The 19,162-nt window shown below is 54.5% G+C and carries 16 protein-coding genes; 11 read left to right on the top strand and 5 right to left on the bottom strand.

From position 1 onward, the window contains the following. Window positions 1-209: 209 nt before the first annotated feature. Complete coding sequence (locus ACUHMQ_RS12330; protein ID WP_445295761.1) at window positions 210-1,112, bottom strand: transcriptional regulator GcvA; 903 nt, start codon at window positions 1,110-1,112, stop codon at window positions 210-212. 249 nt (window positions 1,113-1,361) lie between these two features. Here ACUHMQ_RS12330 and acnB point away from each other — a divergent pair, with 249 nt between their 5' ends. From acnB to ACUHMQ_RS12290, 8 genes are all read left to right on the top strand, one after another. Further along, window positions 1,362-3,950 (top strand): bifunctional aconitate hydratase 2/2-methylisocitrate dehydratase, encoded by a 2,589-nt coding sequence (gene acnB, locus ACUHMQ_RS12325; protein ID WP_445295760.1) that lies wholly within the window; start codon window positions 1,362-1,364, stop codon window positions 3,948-3,950. Window positions 3,951-4,491: 541 nt separating this feature from the next. After that, window positions 4,492-5,652, top strand: a complete 1,161-nt coding sequence (locus ACUHMQ_RS12320; protein WP_445295759.1) for a patatin-like phospholipase family protein — start codon at window positions 4,492-4,494, stop codon at window positions 5,650-5,652. A 950-nt stretch (window positions 5,653-6,602) separates the two neighbouring features. Beyond that, window positions 6,603-8,009, top strand: coding sequence for an NADP-dependent phosphogluconate dehydrogenase (gnd, locus tag ACUHMQ_RS12315; protein WP_445295758.1), 1,407 nt, complete (start codon window positions 6,603-6,605; stop codon window positions 8,007-8,009). A 431-nt stretch (window positions 8,010-8,440) separates the two neighbouring features. Then, entirely contained in the window at window positions 8,441-8,599 is a 159-nt protein-coding gene (locus ACUHMQ_RS12310) for a hypothetical protein (protein WP_445295757.1), read from the top strand. Window positions 8,600-8,610: 11 nt separating this feature from the next. Continuing rightward, the gene (locus ACUHMQ_RS12305; RefSeq protein ID WP_445295756.1) at window positions 8,611-8,952 is read left to right on the top strand and encodes a hypothetical protein; all 342 of its coding nucleotides are present in this window, start codon (window positions 8,611-8,613) and stop codon (window positions 8,950-8,952) included. Between the two features lie 138 nt (window positions 8,953-9,090). Beyond that, the gene (locus tag ACUHMQ_RS12300; protein WP_445295755.1) at window positions 9,091-9,420 is read left to right on the top strand and encodes a DUF4156 domain-containing protein; all 330 of its coding nucleotides are present in this window, start codon (window positions 9,091-9,093) and stop codon (window positions 9,418-9,420) included. A gap of 241 nt (window positions 9,421-9,661) precedes the next feature. After that, entirely contained in the window at window positions 9,662-10,417 is a 756-nt protein-coding gene (locus ACUHMQ_RS12295) for a hypothetical protein (RefSeq protein ID WP_445295754.1), read from the top strand. Window positions 10,418-10,771: 354 nt separating this feature from the next. Then, window positions 10,772-11,314 carry a cysteine hydrolase family protein gene (locus ACUHMQ_RS12290; RefSeq protein ID WP_445295753.1) on the top strand — a complete coding sequence of 181 codons (543 nt, stop codon included), beginning with the start codon at window positions 10,772-10,774 and terminating at the stop codon, window positions 11,312-11,314. 217 nt (window positions 11,315-11,531) lie between these two features. On the opposite strand, the gene ACUHMQ_RS12285 is transcribed toward ACUHMQ_RS12290, so the two are convergent. After that, window positions 11,532-12,584: a tetratricopeptide repeat protein gene (locus ACUHMQ_RS12285; protein WP_445295752.1), complete on the bottom strand. Its 1,053-nt coding sequence runs from the start codon at window positions 12,582-12,584 to the stop codon at window positions 11,532-11,534. A gap of 182 nt (window positions 12,585-12,766) precedes the next feature. Continuing rightward, window positions 12,767-13,639 carry a DMT family transporter gene (locus tag ACUHMQ_RS12280; protein ID WP_445295751.1) on the bottom strand — a complete coding sequence of 291 codons (873 nt, stop codon included), beginning with the start codon at window positions 13,637-13,639 and terminating at the stop codon, window positions 12,767-12,769. A gap of 88 nt (window positions 13,640-13,727) precedes the next feature. Here ACUHMQ_RS12280 and ACUHMQ_RS12275 point away from each other — a divergent pair, with 88 nt between their 5' ends. Further along, entirely contained in the window at window positions 13,728-14,648 is a 921-nt protein-coding gene (locus ACUHMQ_RS12275; protein ID WP_445295750.1) for a LysR family transcriptional regulator, read from the top strand. Here ACUHMQ_RS12275 and ACUHMQ_RS12270 read toward each other — a convergent pair. After that, the gene (locus ACUHMQ_RS12270; RefSeq protein ID WP_445295749.1) at window positions 14,530-16,023 is read right to left on the bottom strand and encodes an ABC-F family ATP-binding cassette domain-containing protein; all 1,494 of its coding nucleotides are present in this window, start codon (window positions 16,021-16,023) and stop codon (window positions 14,530-14,532) included. The genes ACUHMQ_RS12275 and ACUHMQ_RS12270 overlap by 119 nt on opposite strands. Window positions 16,024-16,545: 522 nt before the next feature. Here ACUHMQ_RS12270 and ACUHMQ_RS12265 point away from each other — a divergent pair. Then, window positions 16,546-17,754, top strand: coding sequence for an RtcB family protein (locus tag ACUHMQ_RS12265; protein ID WP_445295748.1), 1,209 nt, complete (start codon window positions 16,546-16,548; stop codon window positions 17,752-17,754). A gap of 80 nt (window positions 17,755-17,834) precedes the next feature. Then, a complete protein-coding gene (locus ACUHMQ_RS12260) occupies window positions 17,835-18,071 on the top strand; it encodes a hypothetical protein (RefSeq protein WP_445295747.1) in 237 nt (78 codons plus the stop codon). Here the strand turns inward: ACUHMQ_RS12260 and ACUHMQ_RS12255 are convergent. Beyond that, a complete protein-coding gene (locus ACUHMQ_RS12255) occupies window positions 18,037-19,155 on the bottom strand; it encodes a response regulator (protein ID WP_445295746.1) in 1,119 nt (372 codons plus the stop codon). The two genes, ACUHMQ_RS12260 and ACUHMQ_RS12255, sit on opposite strands and share 35 nt — an antisense overlap. Between the last annotated feature and the right edge of the window lie 7 nt (window positions 19,156-19,162).

The raw sequence follows: 19,162 nt of genomic DNA, 5'->3' as shown, positions 1-19,162 counted from the left end.
CACCCGGCCTATGACTGGATGGCACAGGGCAGGGTTCGGGATGTTCCCTAGAACCAGTTCATAATCTGTCACGGACAATCATGAAAGGGTCCTAATCGTTTACTTATCTCCCGGTTAAAGCAAGCGCGGCGCACGTGCTCTTCACTGTAGCTTCTGATTGGCCAACTTGCGGCGCACCAGTCGGGAGGCTGGATAGGTACTGATTAGGGTTATATGGATCGGTCTTTCAATGCGGCGGCACGATTTTCCAACCATTGGCAGAATGCGGTGATGGCAGGGTCGTCCATGACGGCGCGTGGCGTAATCCAGCAATATCCGCGTACCGGTACAGCCGGACCAGGAAGTGGAGCAATCAGCGTACCCGCGTCGATTTCTGCCTGCATCATGGGTAGTGGTCCAAGTGTGATGCCGAGGCCATCCATCGCTGCCTGCAGGGCAAGGTAGAAGTGGTCGAACTGCTGGATCGCGGCAGGTTTCAATTCGGGAACCCCGGCCAGGGTCAGCCAGCGTTGCCAAGCCGTGGGACGGGTATCGGCATAGAGCAGGGTATGGTGGGCGAGATCGGCCGCGGTGTGGATCGTATGACGTTCCAGCAGCGCAGGGCTGCAGAGCGGGATTTCCCATTCGTCGAGAAAAGGTTTGCTGATATAGCCGGGCCAATCGCCTGGGCCACGACGGATGGCAAGGTCGAATGGGCTGTCCAGTCGGGTGACATCCCGGTCGCTGGTCACCAGGCGTAATTCCACATCCGGATATTGGCGTTGGAAGCCGGTAAGTTGCGGTAGCAGCCAGTGCATGGCCAGCGTAGGCGTGGAGTTGATGACGAGCCGGCGCTGTCGGTTGGGTTGCTGCAACTGGGCTGTCGCATTGGCGATGATGTCGAAACCATCCTGTACCTGGACGAGGTAGCGCCAGCCGGTATCGCTGAGTTTGACCCGGCCGCCAGCACGTTCAAATAGCTTGACACCGAGCCATTCTTCCAGCTGCTTTATCTGTTTGCTCACAGCGCCGTGTGTGACGAACAACTCGTTGGCGGCAGCAGAAAAGCTCTCTAGCCTTGCCGCTGCCTCGAAAGCGCGTAAGGCATTCAGGGGGGGGAGGGCGGTATTCATGTTGTGATTTTAACTCACAGTGCCTGTCGCGATTACTCGTTTGTGCGTAAATCAGCTTCCAGTTAATCTCCGCCGCATCAATAACTGGTTTTTACCTGCCCGGATGGCCTTATGGCTAGGGGTTGGACAGGAAAATAGCCTATAAAATCAGCAAGTTTGATTACTTGTCCGGCACTCCCGGTCGGATGGGGCGCAGTTGATCTGCTTCCCCGCTTAAACAACATCGCAACCGTTATAAAGGTCACCACCATGCTAGAAGCCTACCGCCAGCACGTTTCTGAGCGCGCCGCTCTGGGTATTCCCCCGCTGCCGCTCACTGCCCAACAAGTCGCCGAATTGGTGGAGCTTCTGAAAAACCCGCCGGCCGGTGAGGCGCAAACCCTGGTTGACCTGATTACCCATCGTGTACCGCCTGGTGTGGATGATGCTGCCAAGGTGAAGGCTTCTTTCCTGGCTGCGGTGGCCGAAGGTAGTGTGAAGAGCCCCCTGATCACCCGTGCATTGGCAACCCAGTTGCTGGGCACCATGGTGGGTGGCTACAACGTAAAACCCATGGTCGACCTGCTGGGCGATGCAGAGGTTGGTGCGATTGCCGCTGAAGGCTTGAAGAAAACCTTGCTGGTATTTGACTACTTCCACGATGTGAAGACCGCGGCCGACCAGGGTAATGCCAACGCCAAGGCGGTGTTGCAAAGCTGGGCGGACGCCGAGTGGTTCAAGAACCGGCCGGAAGTCGCCGAGAAGATCACCGTTACCGTATTCAAGGTGACGGGCGAAACCAATACCGATGATCTTTCGCCCGCGCCAGATGCCTGGTCGCGGCCGGATATCCCCTTGCATTACCTTGCCATGCTGAAGAATGCCCGCCCCGGCATCACCCCGGAGGAAGACGGTAAGCGTGGCCCGATGCAGTTCATTGAAGACCTGAAGAAGAAAGGCCATCTGGTCGCCTACGTGGGCGATGTGGTGGGTACTGGTTCCAGCCGTAAGTCCGCCACCAACTCGGTGGTCTGGGCTACAGGCCAGGACATCCCCTACGTGCCGAACAAGCGTTTTGGCGGTGTGACGTTGGGTGGCAAGATCGCCCCGATTTTCTTCAATACACAGGAAGATTCCGGTTCGCTGCCGATTGAAGTCGATGTGTCCAAGCTTGATATGGGTGATGTGATCGACGTCTACCCCTACGCTGGCAAGATCGAGAAGAACGGTGCTGTGGTGGCCGAGTTCAAGCTCAAGTCCGATGTGATCCTCGACGAAGTCCGTGCCGGTGGCCGTATCAACCTGATTATTGGCCGCGGTCTGACCGCCAAGGCACGCGATGCCTTAGGTTTGACCCCGAGCGCCGAATTCCGTCTGCCGCAAAGCCCGGAACCTTCGAAGAAGGGTTTCTCGCTGGCGCAGAAGATGGTTGGCCGTGCTTGTGGCTTGTCCGAAGGCCTGGGGGTGCGTCCTGGTACCTATTGCGAGCCGAAGATGACGACCGTGGGCTCGCAAGACACCACCGGCCCGATGACCCGTGATGAACTGAAGGACTTGGCCTGTCTGGGCTTTTCGGCCGATATGGTCATGCAGTCCTTCTGCCATACGGCTGCGTACCCCAAGCCGGTGGACGTGAAGATGCATAAGGAACTGCCCGCTTTCATCAGCACCCGTGGTGGAGTCGCATTGCGTCCGGGTGATGGGGTGATCCACTCCTGGCTGAATCGTCTGCTGCTACCCGATACGGTTGGTACCGGTGGTGATTCGCATACCCGCTTCCCGATCGGTATTTCTTTCCCTGCGGGTTCGGGCTTGGTGGCGTTTGCCGCGGCGACCGGCGTGATGCCATTGGATATGCCTGAGTCAGTGCTGGTGCGCTTCAAAGGTAAGATGCAGCCCGGCGTCACCCTGCGTGACCTTGTCAACGCGATTCCTTTATATGCCATCAAAGCCGGCCTTTTGACCGTGGCCAAGGCGGGCAAGAAGAACATCTTCTCTGGCCGTATCCTGGAAATCGAAGGTCTGCCTGACCTGAAGGTGGAGCAGGCGTTTGAATTGTCCGATGCTTCGGCTGAGCGTTCCGCCGCGGGTTGTACGGTGCATCTCGATAAAGCGCCAATCATTGAATACATGACGTCCAACATCACGCTCATGAAGAATATGATCGCCAATGGCTACCAGGATGCTCGTACGCTGGAGCGCCGCATCAAGGCAATGGAAGCCTGGATCGCCAATCCCGAACTCCTGAAGGGTGACGACGATGCTGAATACGCTGCGGTGATCGAGATCGATTTGGCTGATGTCCATGAGCCTATCGTAGCTTGTCCGAATGACCCGGATGATGTGAAGACCTTGTCAGAAGTCGCCGGTGCGGTGATCGATGAAGTGTTCATCGGTTCCTGCATGACCAACATTGGTCACTTCCGTGCCGCTTCCAAACTGTTGGAAGGCAAGCGTGATATCCCGGTCAAACTGTGGGTTGCCCCGCCGACCAAGATGGATGCTGAAGAGCTGACCAAGGAAGGCCACTATGGCACCTTCGGTACGGCTGGTGCGCGTATGGAAATGCCGGGTTGCTCGTTATGTATGGGTAATCAGGCGCAGGTGAAGGAAGGTGCGACTGTGATGTCGACGTCCACCCGTAACTTCCCGAACCGCCTGGGTAAGAACTCGAATGTGTACCTGGGTTCAGCCGAGCTTGCTGCTATCTGTTCCAAGCTGGGCCGCATTCCGACCCGTGACGAATACATGGCGGATATCGGTGTGCTCAATCAGAAGGCCGGTGAGATCTACAAGTACATGAACTTCAATGAGATCAAGGATTATCAGGACGTGGCTGATACGGTCGAAGTCAAATAAAACTGCTTACGATCTTACTGCGCAACCGTGATCAGGGTTCATGTGCTGCTCGAAGTCCTCATGTACTCAAGTACATTCCGGCTTCTGTGCTGCGCTTCACCCCGCTGACGGTTGCTCGCGACAGATCGTGAACAAGTTTTAAAACTTAGATGTGTCAGCAGTTTTGTAAAAACCTGTTCAAAGTCTTGTGAGCTAAAGCAAGACAAGGCGAAAACACCCGAGGAAGCGGAGTTTACAAGTGGTAAATGAGCATGCTGAGGGTGTTTTCAACGCCGTATTGCTGACGCACCTGTAGACTTTGAGCAGGTTCTATGACCCTGTTTGTAATCTGTCGCGAGCGGTTGCGTAAAGGATTTTGAACAGGCAATAAAAGGCCCGCCGGTTATCCGATGGGCTTTTTATTTGTTTATGGGCCAGTCCCGCATAGGTAGCGGTACGGCATGTTTTTTGATGGACGGCTGTTTGCATTTGTAGGTTCTTCATCCAAAAAGAAGGCTGCTACATAGCGGTCTTGGTACCAATTTTTGGAGGATGAAAAAAAATGGCTACAACAACGCGTAAAAAGCCAAACCATGCCCAAAAGCCCAAGGTTGCCCTGATTCTGCAAGGAGGGGGCGCATTAGGGGCTTATCATATCGGCGCCTATCAGGCGCTGCATGAAGCGGGATATGAGCCTGATTGGATATCCGGCATTTCGATCGGTGCGATCAATGCTTGCATACTGGCCGGTAATGAGCCGGAAGACCGATTGAGCAAGCTGGAGACGCTGTGGCGGGAAATCTCCCGCCCTGGCCTTGATGGTTTTCTGTTTGAAGGCGAGATGCGGCGGCTGTACAACCAGTTCAGCTATCTGAGCGCCGTGATGCTGGGCCAACCTAATTTCTGGCAGCCCCGTTTTCCTTCCCCCTTAATGCTCAGTGACATGCTGCCCCAACAAGCCAGCTATTGCGACACCGCTGCAATGCTGGCCACCTTGCAGCGTTTGTCGAGTTTCGATTTGATCAATAAACGCACGACCCGCCTTTCATTGGGCGCGACCAAGGTCACGACCGGCGAGTTGGTGTTCTTCGATAATCACCGTCAGAAGATTGGGCCCGAGCATGTGTTGGCCAGCGGCTCGCTTCCACCCGGCTTCCCGGCGACAGAAGTGGATGGCGAGCTCTATTGGGACGGTGGTTGCGTATCGAATACGCCCTTGGATGCGATATTCGAAGATGAAGAAAGCGCATCCGGTCACACGCTGATCTTTATGGTGGACTTGTGGGATGCAAATGGGTTGCCACCCAATAATATGGGGAATGTAAGCTGGCGGCAGAAGCAGATCATGTACGCCAGCCGTACCCGGCAGAATATCTGTGCGGTTGCCTGCAAGCATAATCAACGGCGTGCACTGCACGAGATGGCCAAGTCGTCGCCAGCCAGCGCCGCGAAGGTAAGCAATGACCTGCGCCTACATAAGCACAATGAGCAGGCCAGCTTCGATATCGTGCACCTGATCTACCACCCGGCTTCTGACCAGATAGCGGATTCGGATGCTGAATTCTCACGCACATCGATTATTGAACGGCGGGATGCGGGTTATTCAGATATGCAAGGTGCGTTGGATGATGCGCCATGGCAGCGTTACCGGCGACCATCGTATCTGGGTACGGCAGTGCATACGGTGCGTAAGGGGGAAGTCCATAGCGCTTGCCCCACTTAGAGCCGCTAACAAAACCCTTCTGGCGTTGTTGCGCAAGCTTGCCGTACCTACGTACTGTCTACGCTTGCGCGCCTAGCCAGAATCGCTTCGCTGGGTTTTGTTAGCGACTCTTAGAATCTGATGACGATCTTGCTGCGCAGCTGTGATCAGGACTTATGTGCTGCTCGAAAGCCCCCGCAAGGGGGACGCCGAACTGCTACGGTGCTACGCACCAAGAAGTTCGCAGCCTCATGTACTCAAGTACATTCCGGTTTCTGTGCTGCTCAGCGTCCTGCTGACAGCTGCTCGTGACAGATCGTAAACAAGTTCTTATAACCGGATTATTAAAGTCTGCTGCGCGTCAGCGATACAGTGTTGAAAATGCCCTCGGAATGCTCATTTACCATTTGTAAACTCCGCTTCCTCGGGCATTTTCGCCTTGTCTCGCTTTAGCTAGCGAGACTTTGACGATCTAGACACGCAGTTGTGATCAGGGCTTATATGCTGCTCGCGACAGGTCGTTGAATAGGCGACGATGCGGCATCCCTCACTATTAAATTAAAAAACCTAAAGGGAAAATAGGATGTGGCCTATCGGGTACCCGATAGGCCTCGTTACTTTATGGTGATAAGGGTGCACGTTAGGCGGAATTTTCCAATTTGTAGCCGATATTTTTTTACTACACACCGAGTTTGCTGGTAAAAGGCGGACCGAGACTTTTCGCAGCGATCTATCCATCAGGAACAACTTTTAAGAACCTGTTCAAGATCTGTCGCGTGTAGCTGACAACAGGGTACAGAGCAGTGCGTAATCCCTGATCGCGGTTGCACAGTAAGATCTTGAACATGCTCTAGGGAGCTGGACACGACTGCATAGCAGGAATGTACGAAATTTTCTGTTGGCCTGATCAAGCTGTAAATCAATTGGCCATGGCGTGGCTGAGCTGCCGCGCACAAGTATTGGATGAAAAAATGCCCAAGCAGAAAATCGGCGTTATTGGCATGGCGGTCATGGGCCGCAATCTGGCGCTAAATATTGAAAGCCGTGGCCACACGGTGTCGATTTACAATCGCTCAGCCGACAAGACTGAAGCGGTGATTGCAGAAAACCCTGGCAAGCAGTTGCGGCCTTTCTATTCATTGGAAGACTTTGTGGCCTCGCTTGAAACACCACGCCGTATTCTGCTGATGGTGAAGGCGGGTACCGCGACGGACGCCACTATTGAGCAGCTCAAGCCCCTTTTGGATAAGGGCGACATCATTATCGACGGCGGCAACACGCTGTATACCGACACGATACGTCGTAACCGCGAGCTGTCCGAGCTGGGTTTCAACTTCATCGGTACCGGCGTGTCGGGTGGTGAAGAGGGTGCGCTCAAGGGCCCTTCCATCATGCCGGGTGGGCAGCGTGAAGCCTATGAGCTGGTTGCCCCCATCCTGAAGGAAATCGCTGCCAAGGCCCAGGGTGAGCCCTGCGTGACCTATATTGGCCCCGATGGTGCTGGGCACTATGTGAAGATGGTCCACAACGGTATTGAGTACGGCGATATGCAGTTGATCGCCGAGGCCTACGATATCCTCAAGCGGGTCCTGGGTTTGTCCAATGCCGAGCTGGCCACGGTGTTTGCGGAGTGGAACCGTGGCGAGCTGGACAGCTTCCTGATCGAGATCACCGCCAATATCTTCAAGAAGCAGGATGAAGCCAGTGGCGGCGAGTTGGTGGACGTGATCATGGATTCCGCCGGCCAGAAGGGCACGGGTAAGTGGACCAGCAAGAGCGCGCTTGACTTGGGTGTTGCTTTGCCATTGATTACCGAGTCGGTTTTCGCCCGCTTCATGTCGGCACTTAAGGCAGACCGCGTTGCCGCCGCCAAGGTGCTGCATGGCCCAGCTACCCGTGCGGTGGTGACTGATCGTAATGCCTTTATCGAATCAGTACGGCGTGCGTTGTATCTTTCCAAGATCGCGTCCTACGCGCAGGGTTTCGATCAGATGCGCAAGCAGTCGGACGAAAGTGGGTGGAACCTTAACTACGGTGAGATTGCCAAGATATTCCGTGCGGGTTGCATCATCCGTTCGGGCTTTTTGCAGAACATTACCGATGCGTATGCCAACAACCCCAAGCTGGTCAATCTGCTGCTTGATCCCTACTTTGCCAAGATTGCCAATGAATACCAGGCGGCGCTGCGTGAAGTGGTTGCAACGGCAGTGGTGGATGGTATTCCTGTGCCAACCTTTGGCTCGGCGATCGCTTACTTTGACAGCTACCGTGCCGAGCGCTTGCCGGCCAATTTGATTCAAGCCCAGCGTGACTACTTTGGCGCCCATACGTTCGAGCGTACTGATAAGCCGGGGGTATTTCACGCGCAGTGGTTTTAAAACAGGTTCTAAGAACCTGTTTAAAGTCTACTGTGCGTCAGCGATACGGCGTTGGAAACACTCTCAGAATGCTCATTTACTCTATGTAAACTCCGCTTCCTCGCGTGTTTCCGCCTTGTCTCGCTCTAGCTCGCGAGACTTTGAACAGGTTCTAGCAAGCGGCAACTTAGGTAGGTAAAAACAGCGTCTGAGAAGACGCTGTTTTTTTATATCTGTTTGTACAAAGTGTACTGAATCAATAAGTCCGACCTCCGCTGCCAGTGCGCATTTCATGACGACAACACGGAAACTTGGTCTGCGCTTCACTGTCTGTGAACCAGCATGACCGGAGATGTCCGGATATGGACCTATGTCCTTTTGCAAGATTAAGCAGGGGATGAGATTACCAACATGCAGCGTGTTATCGCAGAGGGTTCTGTGGATCGTGGTAAATGAGATGTTGGAAAGGAGAAATCGGTCATGGCGTGTTATCGGGTAGTTATATCGACCGGGATAATTCCCCCTCAGGTGGGGTTGATGGGTGGCTTGGCGTTTTCGTATTGCTCACAAGAGTCGGTGAGCCTGTGGTCGGTCATGCCATGCCTGAATGAGGAGTAACACCATGCAGGAAAAAAGTCCCAGCCAGCGAAGACTGCGCCCGGATGCAAGCCTGCAATTTTGGGCGAAAGCAGGTAGTACGATTCGGCTAGCGTCTGGCAAAGCCTATTTAATGTCACCGCCACGTTGGTTGGCTGAAACAGTCGTCAGCGACCCATCGCTGCTGCTTGGTGGCAGCACGCACGTACTAACGGAATCCGGCTGGGTGGTGATCTATGCGATCACTGCCACAGAGGTGTGGATTTCCGCCGATGAAATCCGCCATGCTGATTCAGGGCAGTGGCTGGGCAATAAGATGCGTACAGCGAGAAAACGGCTGGACCGTATGACGTTGTGGCGGCGGTAAGGCATTCTCCTGCAATGTGTGCGGTGTCGGCTGGTGGTGTCGTGAGCATTGGGCTGGCTGCTGACATCGTATACGCATAAACTGGCATGCTCGGTGGTTCCCCGTGTAGTGGGAACTACGTTTTTGCTGGAGTAGAGCATGCGGAAATCTGTTCAACACAAATCCTGGCTTGGCTTGATAGCTGCTGTTTCACTAGGTGCGTGCGCCCCATTTGTACCGCTCAAGCCCGCGGCTGAGGCTATCCAGATCAGCAACCTCGAGGCCACTACTGCCTGTACCTTGAAGGGTAGCGTGCGGGTGAAGGTGCTAAATAACCTTGGGCCTGTCACGCGTGACGAGGGCAAGGTCATCATTGAACTTAATACGCTGGCACGGAATTCTGCGGTAGAGCAGGGTGGTGATACGGTGGCGGCGGCCGGCCCTATTGTTGATGGCGAGCGTGAGTACAAGGTTTTTCGTTGCCGTTGATTTTGGGTATGGCTGAAGAAGTCGGTGCCTGAGTGAGCACAGGCTTCCAGCCCATATGGATACGGAAGCCAGTTAATAGAAAGTCATTCTGAACGGCAATGGTTTCAGGGGCCCACGGCGTGTGCTTAGACCGTGCTTCCAGGTGCCTGATGCAATTAAAAAATAAGAAGAATGCAATTCGAACCGCTATCGAATTGTTTAAGTGTTGTTGATTAGCGGATATTAATTTCAAGGAAAAGAAATGCAATTAAAAAAAGCTGCCTTATTGTTGGCAATGACAGTGACTGCCGGGACAGCTCATGCACTGACAATGGGACAGGTTATCGACAGTTTTCCTCAGCCAAACTGTGCCAATGTATTACCAATTACACCAGATTTGATGGCGAAGCCGTTACCCCAAAATTATATGGGAACATATGAGTTCGGTACTTTCGATGTACCAGCTGCTTTTCGGACGCTGTCTGGTCAACCTGGTTACAGCAAAAAACTCGATGCGTTCTCCACCCAGGTGATTGAAATCCGCCCGCAATTACAGTCTGGTGGCGATAGATCATATGGTGGTGTTACTGTGCGCGGCCCGATTGATGGGCAATATGTTGATAATGGCGTTATGTCTATAGAAAGCCAGCGCCAATATGTCGGTGGATTAGTAAGGAAGACGGACGCTGTTTTTACGGCACCTGAAAGTTATTATCAGTTTGATGGCAATCTGGCACTTGAATCGACGTCATGGAGTCCTCCTTTACGAGATATGAATGTTAAGGAATTACAATATTTCCCACAATATGTACCAGACCTACGTTATGGCGGCCTGCCGGGTGCCTTGCAAGAAACGCTGTTTATGGGGTATTTACCCAAAGGACAGTATTATCTGACGACTTATCGCTACAGTATTGGCCATTGGTTCGCCACCGTGAATGGCCGTCAATATTGTGGTAAGGGTCTGCAAGTCCGGCGTTATTCTTCGACTGGTACTGATGTGATCAATATTCAGTGACTTAGAGTTACTAGCAAAACCCTTCTGGCGTTGTTGCGCAAGCTTGTCGTACCCACGTACTGTCTACGCTTGCGCGCCTAGCCAGAATCGCTTCGCTGGGTTTTGTTAGCGACGCTTAAAAAAACAACAGGTCAAGGGTTATGCGGAATTCGCATTGACGTCCTGGTGTGAATCACCGCAATATGCCGATATGAAAGCCATTGCATTCCACACTGCCACCACCACGGCCGCCTACGGCGGGCGCGGGGGAGATAGTTGAGGACGGCAAGTACAGCTTATCTATCCCAAGGCCCCGCCAGCAATGGTCGGGGCCTTTCAGTTTCCGGCCTCGCTGGCACAACGAGGAGCAACATCATGTACCAAGCAGGCTCTAAGCGTTCCGCTTTGTTGATTGTCGACATGCAGGTGGGTTTGTTCAATGGACAGGATCGGCCCTATGAAGGGCAGCGTGTGCTGGACAACATCAACCAGCTTATCCGTCAGGCCCGCAATGCAGGTGTGCCGATTTTTGCTGCACGGCATACGGGGCCGCAGGGTTCACCGATCGCGCCCGAGAGCCCGCTCTCGCAGCTATTGTCGGAACTGGAGGTAGATGATGTAGTGGATACGGTATTCGACAAGACTAAGCCCAGTTGTTTTCTCGGTACGGGCCTTGCAGATAGGCTTGCTAGCGCTGGTATTAGCGAAATCGTGATCTGCGGCATGAAAACGCAGTACTGCATCGATACTACTTGCCGTATTGCGGCGGAGTTGGGATTCCAACCAGTCTTAGTGGCGGATGCCCATACCTGTATGGATACGCAGGTCTTGTCCGCCAAGGCGATCATCGATCATCACAATATGACGCTGAATGGCCCCTTTGTGACATTGCTGAATACGTCGGACGTTCGATTCTGAGCCAGGAACCTGTTCACACGATCTTACTGCACAGCTCTGATCAGGGCTATGTGCTGCTCTGTAGCGCTGCTGACAGGTGTTCGCGACGGATCTTGAACAGGCTCTACGAGGGCTGTGGTTAAAGCTCAACTAAAAAGCCCGCCAAATATTGGCGGGCTTTTATGCGCCCGTTCATTCTCGAACAGCACATAAGGTGAACAGGCTCTATAGGTAATGCTTAGCGCTTCTTCTGCAGTAACAATGCTTCCGCCTTGATGGCGGCTTGCTCAATACGTTCGGCCGGCGTAAGACTCTTGTTGGCCAGGATACGGTCGATATCAGGCCATTTTCCACTGCCGTTGACTGCATCCTCACCCAGAAAACCGATGGTATTCAGGTAAAAAGTAAGGGTGCGTGTGGTGTTAAAACCGTTGGCAATGGCAGTATCCATCCACCCGGCGGTTTTAGCGATACGCTGTTGTTGGGTGAGGCCGGCATAACGGGCGGGAAAGTAGCGGTCTACATGGCCTAATAGTTCCAGTACTTTGCGCTGACGGGCTGCCTTTTTCACTTCTTCAAGTGGTGTGATCTGGCGCTGAATTTGCGACAGTTTGGTGGGCGCCTGTTTTTGTTGTCGCTTGTTGAGGCGTTGGGCCAAGTCATCCCGCACTGCTGCGGCGCTGCCCTCGCCATATTCGACCGCTACGCTGGCCCAGGCATAGGCGCTGAGCAGGTCTCGGCGCTTTTCATGATATCGGGCCTGTACTAGCTGAGCATTGCCAAAACCATGCTGGGCGGCACGCAAATACCAGCGTTGGGCTTCTGCAGCGCTGGGCTTAACGCCATATCCTTCGGTGTAAGCATTGCCCAGACCGTTTTCACCACAAGCCATATTCTGTTTACTGGCTTCACGCCAGTGGTGAAGGGCTGCGATGGCATCAACAGGTACGCCCTGGCCTTGGGTATACATAGTGGCGAGGACGCAACGAGCCTGGTTATCGCCTTTGCCCGCCGCCAGCTCGAAACATTGGCTGGCCTTCTGCATTGCTGCGGCGCTACCTGTCTGGTACAGCTGGTAGCCACGTGCATACAAGAGATCAGCATCTACCTGCTCATTGCAATGTACGGTGCTGATGAGGTTCGCATTGCTACCGGCGGCATTGTTGTGCGACAAGGTAGGGTGACCATCTGTTGCCGGCGTCGATGTGGTTGGCGTCTTTTGCGGGGTGGCGCAAGCCCCCAGGCCCAAGAGGCTGACAAACAGAAAGTGACGGTAAGCGTTGGGCTGCATAGGCTGGGATCCTCCCGGGTACGTTTTTTGGTTTGGTGGCCTCAGGTACGGCATGCTGCCACCCAACCGATACAGGGTGATGACAGCGGTTCAAACAGGGCCGTAATTTTCAACCGTACGGTCGGAAAAAGCCACGCTATTTGTATGCGCCAAGCAGGTTTTTGATGGACATGCGTCCGGGTTCAGGTGCGCCTGGCTACAGTCCAGAGTGATGCCAGCATGATCAAACCGCCACCTATCCAGGCAGTAAGACTTAGTGTTTCACCCAACCATAAGACAGCAAACAAGGCGCCGAATACAGGCTCGCTACTGGTCAGAAGGGCAAACCGGCTGGGTGTGCTGTGTCGCAGCGCCCAATTCTGGGCAATGAAGGCGAACAGGGTGCAGCCGAACACAAGGTAAAGGCTGGCGAACCAAAATGCGCTATCGGTAGGTAAGGGTGGGAGGCCGGTTGGTGTCAGCGTCGCCAGCAGCATGCTGCCAAAGCCGATGACGGCAGCCTGTACGGTTGTCAGCAACAGGGCTGGTGCGGTGCTGGTACGCGTGAGTTTGCTGGTTTGGCAGACGGTGATGGCGCGCAGCACCGCAGCAGCCAGCATCAAGCCATCCCCCATGCCGCCGCTCAACATCACCGCGCCCAGCAATGAGATTGCGGCGAAGACAAATACGCTACGTGCTGGCCGGTTGCCTAACTGCCACCATTCTACGAAGGGTGTGAAGACGACGCAAAGGCTGATCAAAAAGGCGGCATTGCTGGCCTGGGTGCTTGCCAGCCCATAAGTTTCACAGAGGAAGATGCACAGTATCAGTCCACCCAGTGGCAGGCCGGTACGAATGGCGTCGCGTTGCTGGGTGCGCTCGGCACGCAAGAATAGCGGTTGAAGCAGGAAAAACGTCAATACAAAACGCACAGCCAGAAAACCCAATACCGGGTAAAAGACCAATGCGCCTTTGGCCACACCGTAGCTTGTTCCCCAAACCATGGCCACCATCAGCAGCAGGAAGTCGGATAGCCGCAGCAGCCTGGCTGGGGGCGAGAGACTTAAAGTGGTCATGGCATATCCTCGATATTTCAATGAAGAGGATTATTCATTGAAGCAAATTGCATGATATTCAGGTGATCTGGAATAACACTTGTGCGCCATGAGCATTAATCGACAGCTCGACAGTCTGCCCGATATGGCGGTATTTGCCCGTGTGGTGGAAGCCGGGAGTTTCTCGGTTGCGGCACGCCAGCTTGGTATTACCCCATCGGCTGTCAGCCGCCAGGTGGCGCGTTTGGAGAGTGTGCTGCAGGTACGCCTGCTGGAGCGCACAACCCGCAAACTACGGTTGACTGAAGCCGGCACATTGGCTTATGCACGTTGCCAGACCATGGTGGCAGCTGCGCGTGAAGTATTGGCATTGAGCGACAGCGGTGCCACACCACGTGGTCTGGTCAGGGTCAGTATGCCTAAGGCTCTGGGGCGACTTGTTGTCCACCCGATGATGCCTGCTTTTCTACGCCAGTATCCTGAAGTGGATGTACAGCTGATCGTTACGGATAGAACGGTCGATCTCTTCGAAGAGCATATCGATCTCGCCATCAGGATTACCAATGCGCCTCCGCCAGGCTTGGCTGGTCGCCCATTGATGCCCATGCATCATTTGATCTGCGCCAGCCCTCAGTACCTTGCAGAGCATGGAAACCCTGCTCATCCGCGTGAATTGGCCGATCACAGTTGTCTGTACCTGGGTGAAGATGAACGTGACAGACACTGGCGTTTCCGCCGGGGCGCAGAGGAAGTGAGAGTCAACGTTCGGGGGCGATATGTGGCCAACCATAGCGAGGTGAGGCTGGAAGGCGCGTTGAATTACTTGGGGATAGCCAGCCTGCCGGAATTCACTGCACGTGGGGCGTTGCGTTCCGGCGAGTTGGTTACTGTGTTGAATGAATGGGTACACCTCACCGACTATTCTGGTGTGGCCTGGTTGCTGTATCCATCCAATCGTTTCCTGCCGGCCAAGCTGCGGGTTTGGATAGATCATCTGGTAGCAGGTTTGACAGCGAGTAATGCTGTGTAACGCCAATCTGCTGCAAAAAGTCTTCGTCATGCGAAATCAGGAGCAATGCGCCTGGATAGTTACGCAGGATCTCTATCATGTGCCGCCGCATGTGGATGTCCAGATTATTGGTGAGCTCGTCCAGTATCAGTAATTGCGGGGTCTTGGCGGCAATGCAAGCGAGTGACAGGCGCGCTTTTTCGCCGCCGGAAAGCGCGGAAACCGTGGTCTGCACAACCTCATCCTGGCGAAACAGAAAATCGCTGAGGTGGCGGCGTAGCGCCTGCAGAGACCAATCCGGTACCACGCTCATCAGGGCCTGAAGCACTGTGTGACCGGGGATAAGGTTGGCGTAGTGCTGGTCCAGATAACCGATATCGCTGGCGGGTGGGGTTATCCAAGTACCACTGTGAATGAGGCTGGGGTCGCCCAGAATCGCACGCGCCAAGGTGGATTTGCCGCTGCCATTTCTCCCCTGGAGCGCCAAGCGCTCGCCATGCACCAGATGTATATGGATAGATTGAAGCAAGGGTCTATCGTATCCCACAGCTCCATGGGTGATTTGCAGCACGGTTTGTCGAGGTTTTGCAGCGGTGGAGAGATGAAAGCGAGGCAAAATGATGCCGGTGGGCCGTAACTGGTCAAGCTGTGCTATCAGATCGCGCTGCTGCGCTTTGATTTCAGCTTGCTTGTTAACGGCCGTAGTGCTGCCCCGTCTGAGCTTTGTGGGGGATCTCACTGTAGGCCATTTGCGTTCACGAATACTTTTGGCGCCGCGCTGGCGTGCATGGCTGGCGCGCTCCTGTTCCTGCATCAATGCGTCATGAGCTGCTTGCTTAGCGCGTCTGACAGCCGCCAGCTGCTTTTCCAATGCATCCCTTTGGCGTGCCTGTTCCGCCAGGAAATCGGTATAGCGGCCGGAAAAAACATCGATACACCCTTCGCCAATGTGCCAGATGCTGTCACAAACCTGGTTCATCAAGGCTTCATCATGTGTCACCAGCACAATACTTCCGTAAAAGCCTTGCAGCATACGGGATAGGGAGCGGCGATTGTCTGCATCCAGGTGGTTGGTGGGTTCGTCCAGCAGCAATAAATCGGATGCTTGCACCAGTGCCTGACTCAGTGCCTGGTTGACGCGTTGGCCGCCGCTAAGCGTGCTGGCGTTATCCAGTACCTGGGCGACATATCCTATGCCAAGGCTAGGGGCTTTACAGAGGGTTCCCTCACTGGGAGTAAGGCTGCCGTTCAGGATCTTGAGCAGCGACGATTTGCCGCTGCCGTTGGCGCCGACAATAGCAATGCGTTGGCCCCACTCGATAGTGGTGCTGAATCCGGAAAAACAGGTCTTATGGGGAAAAGCAAGGCAAAGGCCCTGCAGTTGAATCATAGGCATGAACATACTCACTTCGGATGAGGGGGCAAATACGGACGAGTTGCCCATTCAGGGCGATTAAGCGAGTGTGTTCATTTCAGGTAAGGCTCTATGAGAGGCTGAGTCGAATGGATGCAATGGCGGTATCGGGGCTTCGCGCCGGCATTCGCACCAACGAAGCGAGATACCACGAAACTCGCGTAATTAGCATAATCAGCTTTTGTACCGTTGTGCAACCATTGCCGTACTTTCGGTGAGTTATTCTGCCCACCTTGCCAATTGCACGGTGGGGCTTGACTTGCGATGCGATGCCGTAGAAGAATGCCGCTCCGATTAATCTTTCAGCCTCAGAAGGAGACCCAAATGTCCTACCTCGTATCTCCAGCTACAACGCGCTGACCCCATTCCCGCCATTGGCGTGAGGGGTCTGATGCCCCTTGCGCCGGTCGCCCAAAAAGCCCCGGCCATGACCGGGGCTTTTTCATTCCCGTGCTCAGCCATAACCAACCCGGCTGGCATGGGATTGTAGGGAAGTTAGACCTTATGCCAGTTTTTAAAACCCTCGCCGGCGACAAAGTGCCGGTGAAGCTCTGGACCGACGATATCGAGCCAGATGCCATTCAACAACTCAAGAACGTCGCCGCGCTACCGATAGTGCACGGCCATATCGCCGCCATGCCTGATGTGCATTTTGGTATTGGCGCCACCGTTGGTTCGGTTATTCCGACCAAGAACGCCATTATTCCTGCTGCAGTGGGGGTGGATATTGGGTGCGGCATGAATGCGGTGCGCACTTCGTTGACTGCAAGCGATCTGCCCGATAGCCTGGCGCGTATCCGTTCCACCGTGGAAGCCAGCGTGCCGGTTGGCTTTGCCCAGCACGAATGGGACAAGGTGCGTGGCTCCAAGTATCAGCGTGCAGCCCGGCCGCTGGATGACCGGCTTGATCGTCTGGTCGGCAAGCATCCGGGGCTCATGAAGATGCAACGGCAGTTTGCCCGAACCTGGATTTGCCAGCTTGGTACGCTTGGTGGTGGTAACCATTTCATTGAGCTTTGCCTGGATCAGGATCAGCGTGTCTGGATCATGCTGCATTCGGGTAGCCGAGGCGCAGGCAATGTGATTGGCCGCTACTTCATTGAGGCCGCCAAGAAAGACATGCGTCGTCATCAGCAAAATCTGCCTGATCGCGATCTGGCCTACTTCAGCCAAGGCTCTACTTTGTTTGACGACTACGTGGATGCCGTGGACTGGGCGCAGGACTATGCAATGACCAACCGCCGCGAAATGATGCGTTTGGTTGTCGAGGCACTGCAGCCACATCTGCCGTCATTCCGCTTGACGGATGAGGCGATCAACTGCCACCACAACTATGTGGAGCAGGAGACGCATTTTGGCGAGAAGCTGTTCATTACACGCAAAGGTGCTATTTCTGCTTACGAGGGTCAGCTGGGCATTATTCCGGGATCGATGGGGGCGAAGAGCTTTATCGTGCGCGGTCTGGGTAATCCTGAGTCGTTCTGTTCCTGCTCACACGGAGCCGGGCGGCGTATGAGCCGCAGCGAAGCCAAGCGACGCTTTGACCAGTTTGATCTGCGTGAGCAGACAGCAGGTGTAGAGTGCCGTAAAGATGGTGGTGTGGTGGATGAAATCCCCGCGGCCTACAAAGACATTGATGCAGTGATGGCGCATCAGACCGATCTGGTCGAAGTGGTGCATACCTTGAAGCAGGTGATGTGTATCAAGGGATAGTCCACTTAAGTAAAAGCTTTTCCTGGCGCCATAATCGCGCCCGGAAGCGCTTTTTACTAACAAGCGATAGGAAGATGAACATGAAGAAAGTCAAGATCACCGTCACTTTGCCCAAGCCACGCAACCCCGTGGCGGTGGCGGCATGCCGGCGCCAAGGGGAGGCACATGAGAAGACCGAGAAGGTAAAACGCCGGGATGCCCGGCAAGCCTTGCAAAAGGCAATTCGACAAGGGCGAGATGATTTCTCGCCTTTTTTACGTCTATTGGCTAGCGGCAGTACAGCTACTCATCTGCAGGCTCTGGGTCGGCGTAGTTAGTGGCAATTTCCCGGAAGGTATTGGTAACAGTAAGAAACGCCACGACGATAGCTGGGTCGAAGTGCTTGCCACTGCCATCGCGTATGTAACTGACGGCATCCTCGTGACTGAAGGCAGGTTTGTAGACCCGCCGGGAAATCAGGGCATCGTAAACATCAGCAACCGCCATCAGCCGGGCGGATAAAGGGATGGATTCACCAGCCAGCCCTTCCGGATAGCCCGATCCGTCCCACTTTTCCTGGTGCGAATAAGCGATCTCTTTGGCGTAGCGCAGAAAATCGATTTCAAAACCCAGCTCCTGTTCGGAATGGATGATCGTATCCCGCCCCAGGGTGGTGTGGGTTTTCATAACCTCAAACTCTTCCGGTTCGAGTTTGCCGCGTTTGAGCAGGATGCGATCGGGAATTCCGACCTTGCCGATATCGTGCAAGGGAGCGGACTTGAACATGGACTCGATGGTGCGGGCGTCCAATATGCTGGCATAGTATGGATTGCTGCACAGTGCTTCGGCCAGCACGCGTACGTAATGCTGGGTACGGCGAATATGGTTGCCCGTTTCGTTGTCCCGGGTTTCGGCCAGCGATGCCATGGTGCGTATGGTGACTTCCTGAATCGCCACGACTTCGCGAGTACGCTTGGCGACTTCACCTTCCAGGAAGGCATTCTGGTCTTTGAGGAAGTCGCGTGCAGTCTTCAGCTGCAGGTGGGTACGCACCCTGGCCTGGACGATGGCGGGGTTGACCGGCTTGGTGATGTAATCGACTGCACCGAGATCCAGGCCGATCTTTTCATCTTCCGCCGCACTCATGGCAGTCAGGAAAATCACCGGAATATCGCGAGTGCGTTCATCCTGCTTCAGTTTGCGTAATACCGCATAGCCGTCCATATCCGGCATCATGATGTCCAGCAGTATCAACTCCGGCTGGCCTTCGCCCAAGGCAATCTGCAGGGCGCGTTCGCCATTGGGCGCGAGTTTGACCTTGTAGTCATTACGCAGCATGCCGCTCATCAAGGTCAGGTTGTCGGGTGTGTCATCGACAACCAGGATGATGCGCTTTTCAGTAGGGTCCAGGACATTACTCATGGCTTTT

The organism is Chitinimonas violaceus (genome assembly GCF_052601015.1).
Note: the sequence above shows the minus strand (reverse complement) of the source record. Positions and strands in the feature narration are given on the sequence as shown.